The sequence below is a fragment of the Luminiphilus syltensis NOR5-1B genome (assembly GCF_000158175.1).
Taxonomy (GTDB): domain Bacteria; phylum Pseudomonadota; class Gammaproteobacteria; order Pseudomonadales; family Halieaceae; genus Luminiphilus; species Luminiphilus syltensis.
In genome coordinates, this window is sequence record NZ_DS999411.1 from 456,009 (window position 1) to 472,425 (window position 16,417).

Below are 16,417 nucleotides of genomic sequence, written 5' to 3' on the forward strand. Positions count from 1 at the left end.
AAAAAGCTCACGCCAGATTTCGGGGATCGTCTAGCCCAGTTCGTGCTACCAGTTCGTACTAAAGGGGGCTTGCGATGGTGCGATCAAGCAAAAAAAAGCCCCCGCAAAGCGGGGGCTTTTCGCTTACCCAACGTGATTATTCAACACCGGGATCATACTTGTCGTCGTTCGACTGGATCAGCAGATCCGCCTCAAGCGAGGCGTAGTCGAGGTCGGCCACATCACCGGACTCGGCGGGCGCACCCACGTCGGCGTCATCGTTCTCGCCGGCGGGAAGTACCACCTCGTCGCTCTCACCGAGGACATCCGCGGCTTCGATAGCGAAGCTCGTGTCTTCGGCAATCGTGACATCGCCGTCGGTCCAGGTGACTTCGGACTGACCGTGGATAACCACGTCGCCATCCGCCGCCGTACCCGACTCGCTGTCCTCGGAGTAGGTAAGCGAAATGCTCTCTACACCCAGGTCGCCCAGCGATACCAGCTCGCCTTCGTCGGTGACGCCATCGGAGTCGGCATCCTGCCAGACCGCGAACTCGCTGAAGCGCTCATCCTGCGCATCGAGAACGCCATCCTGGTTGGTGTCGAACACCTCAGCGACAGCTTCCATGTCGGTCTCGGCGGTCTCGCTCCACTCGGTGAAGACGTATTCCTTCGAGGCGTTCACGGTACCCGAGCCATCGGCATCGATTACCAGCAGGCCATCATCCGGACCGACCCAGGCGGTGTTGACCGATTCGCCAGAGTCTTCGTCGGTGAAGACCACACCCGCGTCGCGGGAGAGGTATTCGACGCCGTCGTTGTCGAGGTCGAGGGCGATGGGTGCGGAGTCAGTGATAACAATATCGCCGGCCTCCGAGCCCCGCAGCGTGACTGAAAAGTCCTGACTGGCTGGGTCATCATCGCCATCGACAACAGCCAGGCTGAAGTCGATAGTCAGGTCAGCAGGGTCTGTGACAGAGATCGCACCCGCGGCTACGTTGAGGAGTCGCACACCATTGGAGCCCGCACCATCGTTATTTGCGACTATCACAGAACTGATAGTCTTAGACGCATCTAGCTGCGCCGCAATGGCGGGATCGGTGGTATCGAAAACTCCGCCCTCTCCCAGCGACACTGAGATCGGTTGCGATCCGCCCCCGTCATAGTTAACAGTGACGTCGAAATCTACCATTTTCCCAGCGCCGCCGGTAACCCCATTGGCCGTGAACGTGAACGTCTGAACCGCTGTCCCTGAGAAGTCAAAAGTAATGCTTTCCCCTGGATCCAACTGGTTGTCTTCTACCGCCCATCCCTGAGTACTAGGGTTCACCAGGTCACTACCGGAAACTGTAGTTACCAGCCCCGAGGGGCTGTTAATCACGTATTGGGGTTCCGGCCCACCTGCAACAACTGCGCCACCGGATAGGGGTTCCTGAACAAGATCCCCAGGCCGATCGACGACCATTAGGGTGTCCTCTGCGTCAGCATTAAGCGTAAGAACAGCGACTTCATTGCCTTCCGGATCTTTAAGGCTGACCACCACCTGATCCGCCGATTGGAAGGTGATGACGGCAGACGTTGTGCCGCCCGTGATTTCTGCGAATCCATCGGCACCAACAACCCAATTAAAGATCTCACCCGAAGTGGTGTTGTTGTCTGGTGCGCTAACTTCCCGGGTTCCAACATCAGGAGTAGTAACAGGCTCGTCATCAATGATGACCACCGTGCCGGTGGCAGGCGTCGACCAATTAACACCGTCATCAGATACTTCGACCGAGAAACGAGTCTCGTCGTTTGCGTCATTGGCGCCATTGGCAATTTCGTCGAGGTTGTCATTATCGACATTGGTCGTGAGCATGTACTCCCAGGAAATCACCCCGGTACCGCTGTTGTAGTCAGTGAGCAATAGGTTTCCGTACTCAATCGCACCCGAAACATCGATGGATGGACCGCCACCTTCCAAGGCCACAAGATCAGCGACAGTCACAACAGAACCCCCAATTCCTCCAATTCGAACGCCATTGAGATCACTCAGCTGCCCTGAGATATCGATCGTCCCAGAAGCCATTAAATCAGTGGGTTCGGGCACATCAGAGCCTGTGGGTAAGGCGGACTCGTAGACCAACTCATCCTCAGTAATGACAACAGGGGTAGCAAGCGAATCTGGCAGAACTGTGATCGTCAGAGTTGAGACGTTGCCAATGGTGGCACCGCCGTCGTCGCTCATGCTGTAGGTCGCTACAGGTACAGGACCGTTGTAATCATCCGCCGGCACAAACGTGAACGCGCCATCACTGTTAATGGTCAGGTCACCTTCTGCCAGAGAAACCGTCGAATCCGCCGTGAATACCGTCAGAACTCCAGGAGAATCCTCTTGGCCCGCCACCGTGAACGTCGTCACTGCAACATCGCCATCTCCTGTCGGATCCGGTGCCGCATTGTCCAGCAAATTGCCCGACACCGGGGTGTCTTCTTGCGTGCTAACCACTTCGTCAGCGTCATCAAAGCTGTTATCGATAATCTCCGTGGTCACCGTACCCGTGCCATCAATGGCATATGCCTCGAAGCCCGTACCGGTCGCGCCGCTGATCACCACATTGAACAACTCGCCATCGTCCACAATCGCATCAATGTTCGTATCAACCGTGAAGTCCGCGCTCGATACACCAAGGGCCGTACCCGTGATCGTTAACGTATTGCCGTCAATGCTGACGTAATCGGTATTTTCCGTCGCCGCCGGCGACAGGCTAACGCCGTTAGTCGACAGATCCACGGTCACACTCTGACCTTCGGTCAGAACAACCGTGGCTCCGTTCTCGTCAACAATCGTGACCGTATAAGTGGCCGTCTCGCCCTCAATAACCGACTCAGCACCCGTGAGCTTCGCGTATACCGTGTCTTCCGTCCCAGGCTCGCCTTCGTCCGTGATCGTCGAGGTCACAACGCCAGTATCCAGCTCTACCGTCTCGTAGAACGTCTGAGTGAAGGTCTGGTCTACGCCTGAAGCCAGGCCGACCGTGTACTGCTCACCACTGTCCGCAAACAGATCATCCACCAGCGCTGCGTTGAATACCGACCCAATCGCAACACTCGTCGCCGACGGCGTGTAATCCTCGTCCTCAGCATCTAGGTTTGTGAACACCACATCAACGTTCGTGCCGTCGATACCGGTCACCACATTACCGCCCTCGTCCGTCGCCACTACCTTGTAGTACAGCGAGGTCTCTTCAGGACCCGTCGACGTGCCAATCTCATTGCCATCGACATCAACAGAAATGACCGACAGCGTAATAACCTCAGGATCTGGCTCGGTATCCGGAATCGTGTCGTCATTGATCTCGGTCGTTACCGTACCCGTGCCATCGATGCCATACGCCTCGAAGCCCGTACCGGTCGCGCCGCTGATCACCACATTGAACAACTCGCCATCGTCAGCAATCGGATCATCGGTCGTATCAACCGTGAAGTCCGCGCTCGATACACCAAGGGCCGTACCCGTGATCGTTAACGTATTGCCGTCAATGCTGACGTAATCGGTATTTTCCGTCGCCGCCGGCGACAGGCTAACGCCGTTAGTCGACAGATCCACGGTCACACTCTGACCTTCGGTCAGAACAACCGTGGCTCCGTTCTCGTCAACAATCGTGACCGTATAAGTGGCCGTCTCGCCCTCAATAACCGACTCAGCACCCGTGAGCTTCGCGTATACCGTGTCTTCCGTCCCAGGCTCGCCTTCGTCCGTGATCGTCGAGGTCACAACGCCAGTATCCAGCTCTACCGTCTCGTAGAACGTCTGAGTGAAGGTCTGGTCTACGCCTGAAGCCAGGCCGACCGTGTACTGCTCACCACTGTCCGCAAACAGATCATCCACCAGCGCTGCGTTGAATACCGACCCAATCGCAACACTCGTCGCCGACGGCGTGTAATCCTCGTCCTCAGCATCTAGGTTTGTGAACACCACATCAACGTTCGTGCCGTCGATACCGGTCACCACATTACCGCCCTCGTCCGTCGCCACTACCTTGTAGTACAGCGAGGTCTCTTCAGGACCCGTCGACGTGCCAATCTCATTGCCCTCGGCATCTACCGCGATCACCGACAAGGTAATCACATCCGGATCGACCTCCGTCTCGGGAACCGTATCGTCCAGAATCGTCGTCGTAACGGACCCTGTACCAATATTGAGCGCATCAAAACCACCACTATTCAGTGTGCTAATGCTTAGCACGATGGTTTCGCCATTATCGGCAATCGCGTCATCGATCGTATCCAGATCAAAGGTAACTTCGCTCGAGCCCGCAGGAATCGTAAATGTCGCTTCGGACGTGTAGTCCGTGCCGTCAGAAGCCGTACCCGTATAGGTAATGGTTACCGTCACAGGGGCCTGGGCGACCAGCGGTTGTCCGCCTCCATTGACGATACTCAGCGTGTAGTCGGTGGTGGTCTCACCCTCGAGTACCGTCTCCGGGCCTGCAATACTCAGGGTACCAATGACCGGCGGTGGCGGCGGCGGGGGTGGCGGCGGAGGCGGCGGCTCAGCGTTCACCACAATGTTCACCGTCGCGGTATCGGTTGCACCGCTCGGGTCGGTAATCGTGTACTCGAAGCTGTCCGAGCCGGAAAAGCCGGGATCGGGATCATAGGTGAACGAGCCATCATCGTTGAGTACCAGGGTGCCATTCTCGGGCTCGGTGTTGCTGACAATCGTCAGCGGATCGCCTTCGGGATCGGTATCATTCTCGAGAATCACGTTGCCGCCAACGCCCACGCCTTCGTCGGTGACATAGGTGTCATCGATCGCGTCAGGCGCCGTGTTGGGGTCTTCGCCGGTCACAATACGAACAACGGCTTCATCGGTGCCGCCGTTGCCGTCGTCGATCATGTAAATAAAGGAATCTTCGCCGCTGAAGCCCTCATTGGGCGTATAGGTGAAGTCACCATCGGCGTCGATGGAGACCGTGCCGTTCGATGGCTCCTCAACCAGAGAGACGGTCAGCGGATCATTTTCGGGGTCGCTGTCGTTGGGAAGCACATTGGCGCTGACCGGCGCGCCGAATTCGGTTTCATAAGTATCATCAACCGCGTCGGGGCCCAGATTAGGTGCAGGTTCGGGCGGCGGGGGCGGTGGAGGTGTGGGCTCTTCCGGCTCTTCCACTAAAAGCTGCAACAGGTTGTCGGGATCGCCCTGATCGGGCGCATCCGGAGCGGCCGCGGGATTGATAGGGCCCGCAAAGCCCAGGTCGGTGTTGTACATGATGCGCATCAGGCGGATAAAGCTGCTGCCCTCATCCCCTGCAGCACCACCGGCGGCGGTGGCTTCCAATTCTTCGAGCAGATCCCCGTCGCCTTCGAGTGCGGCGACCAGAGAATCGATCGTGGCGTCGTCTACCGCGGCCTCGTCGGCGGTATCGCGCAGGGCGGCGGTGAGCTCATTGTTCATCTCGACGCCTTCACGGCCGCCGGGGATGACCAGGTCGGTCGTATCGGGGATACCAACCACCAGCACCGAGCCGCTGGCCGTGGTGACCTTGTCACCCACCAGGATTTCCATGCCGGCCTCGATTTCAATGCGCTGTCCATCGCGCATTACGAAGGCCGATCCAGTGAGTTTCTCTACGGTGCCGATTACCTGTGCCATGCTCATACCTTCCCTTAGTGAGGGTTTATCTATGCGCTCATAGTGCGCTTATCGGCGGTACCGCAACATGTACAAAGGTCCAATGCCCTGCTGCAGGCGTGATAATCATCACAATTTCGGCAAGAAATTCGCGATTTTTGGGGTAAAAACCATCGAAATAGCCGTTAGGGGACGAAACGGTGCGATGGGCTGAGAACGGGGCCTGAATCTGGTGTAAGATCGCGGATTCAGTGGCTTTCGGCTTGAGGGGGCTCAGTCCGATCGGTGGTCCGATCAGTGGTACGGGAGGCGGTTAACCGCGAGCGCAAGCTGCACCCGGTCACGCAATTCGAGCTTCTCGAAAATAGCGGTCAAATGGGCCTTTACCGTGCGTTCACTGACCCCTAGAAGCTCCGCGATTTCTTTGTTGTTCGCGCCTTTGCCCACCAGTGCAGCGACTTCGTATTCACGATGGGTCAGGGCATCAAAGCCCTCGACCTCGGGCTGCGGGGTATCCGGATCGACCCGGGCGGCAATCGCCACCATGCGCTGTACCAGGCCCGGCTGCATCCAGTAGCCCCCGGCGGCGACCACCTGCTTCACCTCCAGCAATTGCTCGGGCACCGCATCGGCATGGCAGTAACCCCGCGCGCCCGCGCTGATCAGCCGCACTGCCTCCGCCTCCTGGGGGGCGGCGCTCAGGGCCACCACCCGGGCGTCCTCGCGGGTAAGTCGCTTCACAGCAGCCTCCGCCTCGGCGCTGGAAAAAGAGCTCACATCGAGCCAGCACAAGTCGTCGCTGTGCCGGGTATTGGCCATGTAGTCATCAACGTCATGGCGCATCTGGAGGTCGGCAAAGGCAACTCGCCAGCGCGACAGGGGTTCGGCATGAGGAGAAATGAAGACACTACGCATTATTCATCGCTCCGACAGCGCACGCTGATGGGCGCGCAGTACCGGCTTCATTAAATACGAAAGTACCGTCTTTTTACCCGTCAGAATATCCACTTCAACGGTCATACCCGGGATGATCGGTTTATCGGGACCAAAGTCCGCCTGCTCGGTCCGGACCAGCACCTCATAAAAGGCATTGCCCTCTTCATCGACCACCGTATCCGCACCGATTTGCTCTACCCGACCTTCGAGTCCGCCGTACACCACAAAATCATAGGCGGTGACCTTAACGTTGGCGATTTGCCCCGGCGCCAGAAAGGCGATGTCCTGGGGCTTGATATTGACCTCCAGCAGCAAGGTGTCGTCTGCCGGCACCAGCTCGATGATATCCCGACCGGCGAGCACCACGCCGCCCACAGTGTTGTAATACAGCTGCTTGACGGTTCCGGTCACGGGAGCGACCACATTGGTCTGCCGGACGCGATCCGTGAGACCCTCGGCGGCCTCACGTAAACCATTGATGCGGGAGATGGTCTCGGTCAGCTGCTCCCGCGCCTCATTGGCAAATTCCAGGCGCACCTCTTCTATATTGCTGCGCGCCTCGGCGACCGCCGCCTGAATACGGCGCAATTGGGCCCGGGTCTGGTCGAGCTCACCGGTAGCTTTATTCACCTCACGCTGCAGCCGCAGAATCTCGACCTGGGCTACCGCGCCGGACGCCACCATCGGCCGGGTGACAGAAAGCTCCTGCGCAGCCAGCCCCAGCTCCCGGGACAGCTGACCCTCTCGCGCTTCAAGTTCCGTAAGCTCCTCGAGGCGCTGGGTCAGTTGCTGCTCGGCAATCTGCTGTTCCACCTCAAGCTGTTCAAGTCCCGATGCATAAAGCTGCAATTCCTGATCCACCACATCGGGCACTTCCGCGATCATTTCGGGGGTGTACTCAAACGTGGTGCCATTAACCAGAGCCTTGAGGCGTGCCGCCTTGACCGTCAGCGCCTGCAGTTCGGCGCGATTCTCGCCCAGACTCGACTGGGAGCGGGTTTGATCGAGCCGCAGCAGCAGATCGCCCTCGCGGACGATGTCACCCTCACTGACCAGAATCTCTCTAACCACGCCACCATCCTGCGAGCCAATGACTTGCACCTGACGCGACGGAATCACCTTGCCCTGCCCCCGGGTCACGGTATCGATCTCGGCAAAACCGGCCCACAGGAGAAGCGCCACGACCACAAGGCCCACCACATAAAGCAGCCGCCGCGCGCGCATGGGCTCCTGTTCGATCGACGCCTGATCGGCGAGATCATCCCAACCGAGATGGCGCGCGTAGGGCGATGCCGCAATGGGCTTCGCCGGGGCTTTTTCAGGGGAGCGCTCAGAGGCCTGCTCAGGAGCTTTCTCAGGGGCCTGCTCGAGAACGTTCTCGGAGGCACTCTCCGCAGCCGGCATCGGGGGCTTGGCCTCGGAGGGCTCGGTGGTAGTGTCCGGCGGAGTGTTGTCTTTATCGGTCATTGCGCCTTCCCGATTCGACCCTGGCGCAGGGCTTCCATGACCGCGTCCCGCGGACCGTCGGCGACCACCTTGCCGCTGTCCATCACGATAATGCGATCGACCAGTTCGAGCAGCGAATTGCGATGGGTCACCACCAACAACGTCCGCCCTTCGATAAAGGTCTTGAGTTGGTCGATCACCAGGCGCTCGGTGGAATTGTCCATAGAGCCTGTAGGTTCATCGAGCAACAGAATATCCGGCTCGTGGACCAAAGCCCGGGCGAGGGAGATACACCGGCGCTGTCCACCGGACACGGAATCACCCCGTTCGCTAATCGACATATCAAAGCCACTCGGGTGTCGATTGACAAAATCGAGCAGTCCCGAGCGCTCCGCACAACGCAGCAGTGCATCGTCGGAAATACCCCGGTGTGCCAGCGTCAGGTTATCCCGCAACGTGCCGTGAAACAGGGTCACGTCCTGGGGCACATAGCCCACATTGGCGCGGTACTCCCGGGGCTCGAGCTGACGCAGGTCCACGCCATCGATCAATACCTCGCCCTCGGTGGGCTGGTACAGCCCCATGGCCAGTTTCTGCAGCGTCGATTTGCCCGAGCCCACGCGACCCAGAATCGCCACGTGCTCACCCGCTTTGATGCGAATTGAGACATCCCGCAGCGAGGTCGTCTCGGCGTTCGGGTAGTTAAAGCTCACATTTTTAAATTCAAGATCACCCCTGAGCTTCTCGCGAGAGACAAAGGCGCCCTCCGCCCGATGCTCCACGGGGGTGGCAAACAGACCGTCGAGGGTTCGCAGCGCAATCTTTGAATTATGGAAATGGGTAATCAGGTTGGCCAGCTGGCCGAAGGGCTGGATCGATCGCCCGGCGAGCATGGTCGAGGCAATCAGTCCACCCATGGTCATCTCACCCAGCGATATCAGATACACCCCGGTAACAATAACCGCAATCGATACCATTTGCTGGCACCACATCGTGACGTTGGTCACCGAGACCTGCGCCAGGCGCTGGCGCACACCAACCCCGGCCAGAAACCGCGTCGTGTCCTCCCACTTGCGCTGCATGATCGATTCGGCACCCATCGATTTCAGGGTCTCGACACCGGTCAGTGACTCGATCAGGGTCGCGTTGCGCATGGCGCCGGCCTGATAGGTGGTCTCGGTGAGTTTCTCGAGCCGCGGCCGCATGATCAGCGCGTAGGTCACGAGAATAAACACCCCCACCAGCACAGGTATCAATACCGGCCAGGCGATCCAGGCGATAACCGCGAAAAAGATAACCGCAAAGGGCAGATCGATAATGGTGGTCACCGTTGCCGAGGTAATGAAATCACGCAGGGTCTCAAAGGAGCGCAAATTGACGGCGAACGAGCCCACCGACGCCGGCCGATGCTCAAGCCGCATGCCCATGGTTTGTTCCATGATCTTGGAAGACAACTCCACATCGACTCGACGACTGGCCAGGTCGAGAAAATAACTGCGCAGCATCTTCAGAACCAGGTCGGCCACAAGCACAATGAAGACACCAATCGCCAGCATCCACAGGGTTTCAAACGCGGCGTTGGGCACCACCCGGTCGTAGACATTCATGGTGAACAGCGGTAATGCCAGCGCAAAGACATTGATAAAAAAGGCGGCGAACAGCACGTCCCGATACACCGGCAGGTTGGCGCGCAGGGCGCTCCAGAACCAGTGTCCGTCGCGCCGGTGCTCGGGCTCGGTGACCCGGTCATCAAAGCGGAACCGCGGCCTGCCCAGCATGACGTAACCGCTGGCCTGCTCTTTCAGTCGCTCCATCGATTCCGTAATCGGGGTGTCGATCAGCCCCGGAAAGACTACCGAGGCATTGCCATTATCATCGGCGCCGTAATACACGCAGGCGCGATCGTCTTTCAGTAACAGGATCACCGGACATACGGCGTCGGGAATCTCGTCGATGGCCAGTTCACGCACCCGGGCATTGAGGCCCGCGCGCTTTGCCGCACGCACCAGCAGGTCGGGGGTCAAGCCTTCGTCCGCGGTCGGAAGCCCGCCGGTCAGGGATTCAGGGGTCGCGGGTAGTCCATGATGCTGCGCCAGCAACAGCAAACTCTGCAGCAGGACATCGTCTTCTGAACTCCGCATTCGGTGTTTATCCCCCGTAGCCCGTCTTATGCGGACCTCTTGTGCCATTTAATTATGTCAAGCAGCGACCACTTGCGCCAGCGCGACATTATCACGACACGCTGCAACGGGTGAGAAAAACACCATCAGATGTGACCGATACCACGGGTTTCTTTCGATGCGCTACCCGATCGCTCGGTCTTCAAACGCTGCCAGAAGGCGCCGGGGCCTAAACGGATCGGGTCCGCGCCGTATAGGCGAAAAACAGCACCGTCGTGAGCAGCAGTATGGCGCCGCTTTGATGCGCCGCCGCTATGGGTACATGGACCTGCGACAGCACGGTTGAAATGCCCAGCACCACCTGGCCAGTCACCGCGAGCAGCATCACTACCACCGCCAGGCGGAGTCGACCATCGGCGGCGCCCCGCCAGCTCATAACACCGACGGCCAACAGCACAGCGGCAACGACATAGGCCAGCATCCGGTGGTTGAAGTGAATGGTGGTCACCTGCTCAAACGCCGAAACCATGCCCTCGGCATAGAGCGTGGGCGGGAAAAAATGCTGCCCCATCAACGGCCAGGTGGGGTAGGAATACCCGGCATCGGTACCGGCCACAAAGCCCCCCGAGAGAATCATGAGGTAAACCAGCGCTACCAGCGCCAGCGGCCATCGGGGTGGCTGGCTCATGGCCATCCGGTGCGGCGACACCAGACCGAGAATCAGCCAGATCATGTAGGCATAAATAAGCACCGCGAGCCCCAGGTGTGCGGTGAGTCGGTACTGGGAGACATCGGGACGGTCGACCAGCCCGCTCTGCACCATGTACCAGCCGAGAAGTCCCTGGCAGCCGCCGAGGAAGAGCAGCAGCAGCAAGCGGGGTAATAATCCGGGGCGCACCATGCCGCGAAACGCGAAAAAAACCAGTGGCAGGAAAAACAAGAGACCGATAAGACGCCCCAGCACCCGATGCAGGTACTCGTACATAAAGATGGGCTTAAACCCTTCGAGGGTCATCTCGCGATTGATCTTCTGGTATTCCGGGTACTGCTTGTAGGCGTCGAAAGCGGCCTGCCAATCGGCGGCATTCAAGGGCGGGACGATGCCCATGATCGGCTGCCAGTCCACCATCGACAGCCCCGAGTCGGTCAGGCGGGTGACCCCACCGAGTAAAATCATACCGAAAATAACGGCAGCGCAGAGGATGAGCCAGCGGGCCACCCAGCGGTCGTTAGTGTCGGCAGTCTGTAACATGGAGTCTCTCCTCTCAATCGACGTGGATTTTAACCAATTCGGGGCTAAAACCCCGGAGCGGGGCAAAAACCCCGGGGTTTGAGTAAACTTGCGTCCCCACACCAAGGAATCACCATGGCACTGTTGCGCCTCGAACAGGTTGAGCTGCATTTTGGCACCCACGTCATCCTCGACCACGTCGATCTCAATCTGAGTAAAGGCACCCGGCTGGGCCTGCTGGGACGAAATGGCGCGGGTAAAACCACCCTATTCCGGTTACTGGCCGGAGATATCCAGCCCGATGACGGCAGCCGATGGATTGACCCGGGGGTAAAGCTGGCACGGCTCGATCAGGAGCTGCCCAGCGCGGTTGATGCCACGGTCTACGATGTCATCGCCGGTGGGCTCGCCGGTACGGGGGAGCTGATCACCCGCTACCACCAGTTAATCCTTGACCCGGAAGCCGACCTCGACGAGATGGCCCGGGTGCAGTCCCAACTCGAAGCCGCGGATGGCTGGGCGTTGCAGCAGCGCGTAGAAACCGTCATCAGCCAACTGGAGCTCCCCGGCGATACCCCGCTCAGCGCGCTGTCGGGCGGATGGCGCCGGCGGGTCTCGCTCGGTCGGGCATTGGTCAGCGAACCCGATATCCTGCTGCTGGATGAACCCACCAACCATCTCGATATTCCCACCATCGAGTGGCTGGAGGCGCAGCTGGTCCAGTTCCGCGGCGCACTGGTACTGATTACCCACGACCGACGCTTTCTGCAAAACGTGGTGACCAGTATCGCGGAGCTCGAGCGCGGGCACCTGTCGGTTTGGGAAGGGGACTACCAGGGGTTTCTGCGCTTTCGTGAACAGCAGCTCGAAGCCGAAGAGCGCGCCAACGCGCTTTTCGACAAAAAACTGGCCGAGGAAGAGGTGTGGATTCGCCAGGGTATCAAGGCGCGAAGAACCCGGAACGAGGGGCGCGTGCGCGCACTGGAGGCCATGCGTGAACAGCGGGCAGAGCGTCGCGAGCGCGTCGGCAGCGCCGACTTCTCGGTGCAGGATGCCGGTCAGTCGGGCAAGCTCGTCGCCGAGGTTGAGGACATCAGTTTCAGCTACGACGGGGAACGCATCGTCGATGGCTTTTCAACGATTATCCAGCGCGGTGACCGCATCGGTATTGTCGGCCGCAACGGCGTGGGTAAAACAACGCTGGTCAAGCTGCTGCTGGGGGAGCTCGCCCCCGACGGCGGTGTGGTCAAAATCGGCACCAAGCTCGAGGTGGCCTATTCTGACCAGCTGCGCGGTCACCTCGACCCGGAAGCCAATCTGATTGATAACATCTGCGGCGGACAGGAATTTATCGAGGTCGATGGCAAGCGTCGCCACGCCATCAGCTACCTCGGCGATTTTCTGTTCAGTCCGCAACGGGTACGCACCCCTGTAAAGGCGCTCTCGGGGGGCGAGCGCAATCGCGCCATTCTTGCCAAGCTGTTTACCCGACCCGCCAACCTATTGGTACTCGACGAACCCACCAACGACCTCGACATCGAAACCCTCGAATTGCTCGAAGAAATCCTCATGGCATTCAAGGGGACGGTATTACTGGTCAGCCACGACCGGGACTTTATGGACAGTGTGGTGACCAGCCTGCTGGTCATGAACGGCGATGGCCGGGTCGAGGAGCAAGCCGGGGGCTTCAGCGATTGGGAAGCCCGCGGCGGACGCTTGGTCGACGCGTTGACACCCTCAGACGAGCCCGTCGCACGGGTGCAGGTCAAGCCCAGCAGCAGTCCGGCGAAACTTGCCGCCTCACCGAAAGCGCGCAAGCTGAGTTACAAGGAACAGCGTGAGCTCGACGCCCTGCCCGATAAAATCGAGCAGCTTGAAGCGCAGCAGGCGGATCTGGAGAGCAAGACCTCGGACCCGGCGTTCTATCAGCAACCCCAGGACGCCGTCAAAGCCACCCTCGCCGAATTGAATAGCGTCAACGAGCTACTCGATGAAACGCTGGAACGCTGGACCGAGCTCGATAGCGAGGCCGGCTGAGCCATCAGCTCACAGCAGCGACGGCAGCGACCACCCGTTCGATATTGCCGGCATTGAGGCTGGCCACGTTAATGCGCGATGAGTCGAGCATGTAGAGGCTGTGCTCCTTGCGTACCTGTTGTGCCTGCTCCCTGGTCAAGCCCAGAAACGAGAACATGCCTTTTTCTTTGGCGATAAAGGCAAAGTCGCGCCCGGTTGCCGCTTCAAGCTGCTCCCGGAAAGTGGTGCGCAGTCCCTGAATACGCTGGCACATGCTGCTGAGTTCCGCCTCCCACTCGCTACGCAGGGCGGCATCGTTCAACACCATACCCGCGATAATGCCACCGTGGGCCGGGGGCATCGAGTACACCCGTCGCGCGGCGGACTTGGCCTGGCTGGCGGTGGCCTCAGCGCTGCGCGCGTCACCACTTACGAATAGGGCGACCCCGGTTCGCTCGCGATACAGGCCCAAATTCTTGGAGCAGGACGCCGCGATCACCACTTCGGGAACACTGGCGATCAGCGTGCGCACGCCGACAGCATCGGCCTCGAGGCCATCACCGAGACCCTGATAGGCGATATCGATCATGGGGGTGAAACCCTGTTTCGCTGCCATATCGGCAATCACCTGCCACTGCTGGGGTGTTAAGTCGGCGCCGCTGGGGTTGTGGCAGCAGCCGTGTAACAGCACGATATCGCCCGCGACCGCAGCCTTGAGACCCTCGACCATGGCATCAAAATTCACACCCTTGGTGGCGGGGTCGTAATAGGCGTAAGTCTCGATGTGCAAGCCGACGCTATTCAACAACGGCAAATGCACCGGCCACGTGGGGTCACTCACCCAAACCCGCGCACCGGGCGCGGCAGACTGCAGCACTTCGGCGCCGATTCGAATCGCACCGCAGCCACCCGGCGTTTGCACCGCAGACACTTGCCCACTGCGCGCCGATAACTGCTCCGATCCGACCACGAGCGACATCATGCCATCCAGAAACGGCTGGTAACCCTGCGGTGGCAGGTAAGCTTTGGTGGTCTCCTGCTCGATCAACTGACGCTGGGCGTTGCTCACCGCCTTAAATACCGGGCAGTTACCGGATTCATCCATGTAAATACCGATGGTCAGGTCGACTTTTTCCGGGTTGGGGTCCGCCCGGCATTCGGCGGCGAGTCCGAGAATCGAGTCCGGTGGCAGGACGGGCAGCTCTTCAAACATGGTGCGGTCTCTCGTAATGGGAAATTCAGCGATAAGTATACGTGAGTCACGGACCGCTGCACGCGGGAATTGCTATGCTAGCCGTCTCTAAAGCCAGTGCAACAATGCCAGTGCAACAACGCCGGCACTAAAGGAAAGGTCATGACCGACAGCCGCGACACGTTGTTTGATACCCTCGGTGACCCGGGGCTGTTCACCTTCAATGACGATGTCGCCGGGGTGTTCCCCGATATGATTCGCCGCTCGGTTCCGGGCTATAGCACCGTCATAGCCATGACCGGCATTCTCGCCGCCCGCCACGCGCGGCCCCACACACGGATTTACGACCTCGGCTGCTCGCTGGGCGCCTCGCTGATGGCTGCCGGCAAACACGTGGCACCCCTGCCCTGCGAACTGGTGGGTGTCGATAATTCCAGTGCCATGATCACCCGCTGCCGAGCCGCGCTCGATGCGGCCGGTCTCGCGCTTCCCACCACGCTGATCGAAGGTGACATTTGTGACGTACCGATCGACAACGCGAGCGTGGTAATCATGAACTACACCCTCCAGTTTGTACCCCTCGACGCTCGGACCGCACTGTTAAGACGTATCCGCGAGGCCATGAACCCGGGGGATGCATTGATACTGTCCGAGAAGATCGAGCTTACCGAACCCGCCATGAACGATCTGATGATAGACCACTACCATGACTTCAAGCGGGCCCAGGGTTACAGCGATCTGGAGGTCGCGCAAAAACGGCAGGCGCTGGAGAACGTGCTCATACCCGAGAGTCGCGAAATCCACCGGGAGCGACTGGCGCACGCCGGTTTCAGTCACAGCGATGTCTGGTTCCAGTGTTTCAATTTTGCCTCTCTGATCGCCATCGCATGACCCTCCCCCCCGAGCTCGATACCGACCTGCAAGCCCTTACCCAGCGTTGGGTCGACTCACCCCTGTCCGATTGGCTTGCTGTATTGCCCGAGCAGCTGGCGCAGGGGCTCTCTGAGGAGCGCTTTGGTGACCTGCCCCGCTGGCGCGAAGCGCTCAGTCAGCTGCCGGATCTCGACGTAGCCGCAACGCACCTGAATCGCAGTGCGGTTGGGGTATCGGGGCCCGTCGACCCCGAACAGGCGCTTCAACTCGAAACAGCACTCCGTGGTCTTCACCCCTGGCGCAAGGGTCCTTTCGATGTATTCGGTATCACCATCGACACCGAATGGCGCTCGGACTGGAAATGGGATCGGGTATTACCCGGTGTCGCACCGCTGGCAGGTCGTCGGGTGCTGGATGTGGGCTGTGGCAGCGGTTATCACTGCTGGCGTATGCTCGGCGAAGGCGCCAGCGAGGTGATCGGCATCGACCCTACCCCGCTGTTTATCCTGCAGTTCAAGGCTATTCAGCGTTACCTACAGCAACCGGCCATTTATGTGTTGCCCTGCCGAATGGAGCAATTGCCCCGACCGCTGCGCGCTTTTGATACCGTGTTCTCGATGGGTATTCTCTACCATCGCCGCTCGCCACTGGAGCATCTCATGGAACTCAGGGATGCCCTGCGCGGCGGCGGCCAGCTCATCCTCGAAACACTGGTAGTAGCGGGGGATGCCAATACCGTGCTGACACCCACCGGTCGTTACGCGCGCATGGGTAATGTCTGGTTTTTACCCAGCGTGGCGCTGCTCGCGGTCTGGCTGGAGAAGCTTGGGTTTACCGCTATCGAGACGATTGATGTCACGCCCACCCGCACCGACGAGCAGCGCAGCACCTCGTGGATGACCTTTCAGTCACTGGCGGATTTTCTCGATCCGAACGACCCTACCCGTACTATCGAGGGCTACCCGGCGCCCCTGCGCGCCACGCTCAGCGCTATGGCTCCCTAATTC

Annotated in this window: 9 protein-coding genes; 3 read left to right on the forward strand and 6 right to left on the reverse strand. The window is 59.6% G+C overall.

Annotation, left to right across the window (positions count from 1 at the left end; translation table 11 throughout):
- Window positions 1-136: 136 nt before the first annotated feature.
- The 5 genes from NOR51B_RS02055 to NOR51B_RS02075 form a co-directional block, all read right to left on the reverse strand.
- Complete coding sequence (locus tag NOR51B_RS02055; RefSeq protein WP_040481584.1) at window positions 137-5,617, reverse strand: beta strand repeat-containing protein; 5,481 nt, start codon at window positions 5,615-5,617, stop codon at window positions 137-139.
- Window positions 5,618-5,890: 273 nt separating this feature from the next.
- Complete coding sequence (locus NOR51B_RS02060; RefSeq protein ID WP_009021268.1) at window positions 5,891-6,511, reverse strand: LuxR C-terminal-related transcriptional regulator; 621 nt, start codon at window positions 6,509-6,511, stop codon at window positions 5,891-5,893.
- 3 nt (window positions 6,512-6,514) lie between these two features.
- Window positions 6,515-7,999 carry an HlyD family type I secretion periplasmic adaptor subunit gene (locus tag NOR51B_RS02065; RefSeq protein WP_009020844.1) on the reverse strand — a complete coding sequence of 495 codons (1,485 nt, stop codon included), beginning with the start codon at window positions 7,997-7,999 and terminating at the stop codon, window positions 6,515-6,517.
- Window positions 7,996-10,119, reverse strand: a complete 2,124-nt coding sequence (locus NOR51B_RS02070; RefSeq protein WP_009021685.1) for a type I secretion system permease/ATPase — start codon at window positions 10,117-10,119, stop codon at window positions 7,996-7,998. The genes NOR51B_RS02065 and NOR51B_RS02070 overlap by 4 nt, the downstream gene beginning before the upstream one ends.
- A gap of 208 nt (window positions 10,120-10,327) precedes the next feature.
- Window positions 10,328-11,350: a COX15/CtaA family protein gene (locus tag NOR51B_RS02075; protein WP_009019002.1), complete on the reverse strand. Its 1,023-nt coding sequence runs from the start codon at window positions 11,348-11,350 to the stop codon at window positions 10,328-10,330.
- 114 nt (window positions 11,351-11,464) lie between these two features.
- Between NOR51B_RS02075 and NOR51B_RS02080 the strand changes: the two genes are divergently transcribed.
- The gene (locus NOR51B_RS02080) at window positions 11,465-13,366 is read left to right on the forward strand and encodes an ATP-binding cassette domain-containing protein (protein ID WP_009020410.1); all 1,902 of its coding nucleotides are present in this window, start codon (window positions 11,465-11,467) and stop codon (window positions 13,364-13,366) included.
- 4 nt (window positions 13,367-13,370) lie between these two features.
- On the opposite strand, the gene NOR51B_RS02085 is transcribed toward NOR51B_RS02080, so the two are convergent.
- Entirely contained in the window at window positions 13,371-14,558 is a 1,188-nt protein-coding gene (locus tag NOR51B_RS02085) for an amino acid aminotransferase (protein ID WP_009020266.1), read from the reverse strand.
- A 141-nt stretch (window positions 14,559-14,699) separates the two neighbouring features.
- Here NOR51B_RS02085 and cmoA point away from each other — a divergent pair, with 141 nt between their 5' ends.
- Window positions 14,700-15,428: a carboxy-S-adenosyl-L-methionine synthase CmoA gene (gene cmoA / locus NOR51B_RS02090; protein ID WP_009021342.1), complete on the forward strand. Its 729-nt coding sequence runs from the start codon at window positions 14,700-14,702 to the stop codon at window positions 15,426-15,428.
- On the forward strand, window positions 15,425-16,414 hold the full coding sequence (gene cmoB / locus NOR51B_RS02095) for a tRNA 5-methoxyuridine(34)/uridine 5-oxyacetic acid(34) synthase CmoB (protein WP_009019167.1): 990 nt from the start codon (window positions 15,425-15,427) through the stop codon (window positions 16,412-16,414). Before cmoA ends, cmoB begins: the two co-directional genes overlap by 4 nt.
- Window positions 16,415-16,417: the final 3 nt, after the last annotated feature.

Coding starts and splice junctions, on each gene's coding strand:
- NOR51B_RS02055 (WP_040481584.1), bottom strand. CDS start 5,617: ATGGCACAGGTAATCGGCACCGTAGAGAAACTCACTGGATCGGCCTTC.
- NOR51B_RS02060 (WP_009021268.1), bottom strand. CDS start 6,511: ATGCGTAGTGTCTTCATTTCTCCTCATGCCGAACCCCTGTCGCGCTGG.
- NOR51B_RS02065 (WP_009020844.1), bottom strand. CDS start 7,999: ATGACCGATAAAGACAACACTCCGCCGGACACTACCACCGAGCCCTCC.
- NOR51B_RS02070 (WP_009021685.1), bottom strand. CDS start 10,119: ATGCGGAGTTCAGAAGACGATGTCCTGCTGCAGAGTTTGCTGTTGCTG.
- NOR51B_RS02075 (WP_009019002.1), bottom strand. CDS start 11,350: ATGTTACAGACTGCCGACACTAACGACCGCTGGGTGGCCCGCTGGCTC.
- NOR51B_RS02080 (WP_009020410.1), top strand. CDS start 11,465: ATGGCACTGTTGCGCCTCGAACAGGTTGAGCTGCATTTTGGCACCCAC.
- NOR51B_RS02085 (WP_009020266.1), bottom strand. CDS start 14,558: ATGTTTGAAGAGCTGCCCGTCCTGCCACCGGACTCGATTCTCGGACTC.
- cmoA (WP_009021342.1), top strand. CDS start 14,700: ATGACCGACAGCCGCGACACGTTGTTTGATACCCTCGGTGACCCGGGG.
- cmoB (WP_009019167.1), top strand. CDS start 15,425: ATGACCCTCCCCCCCGAGCTCGATACCGACCTGCAAGCCCTTACCCAG.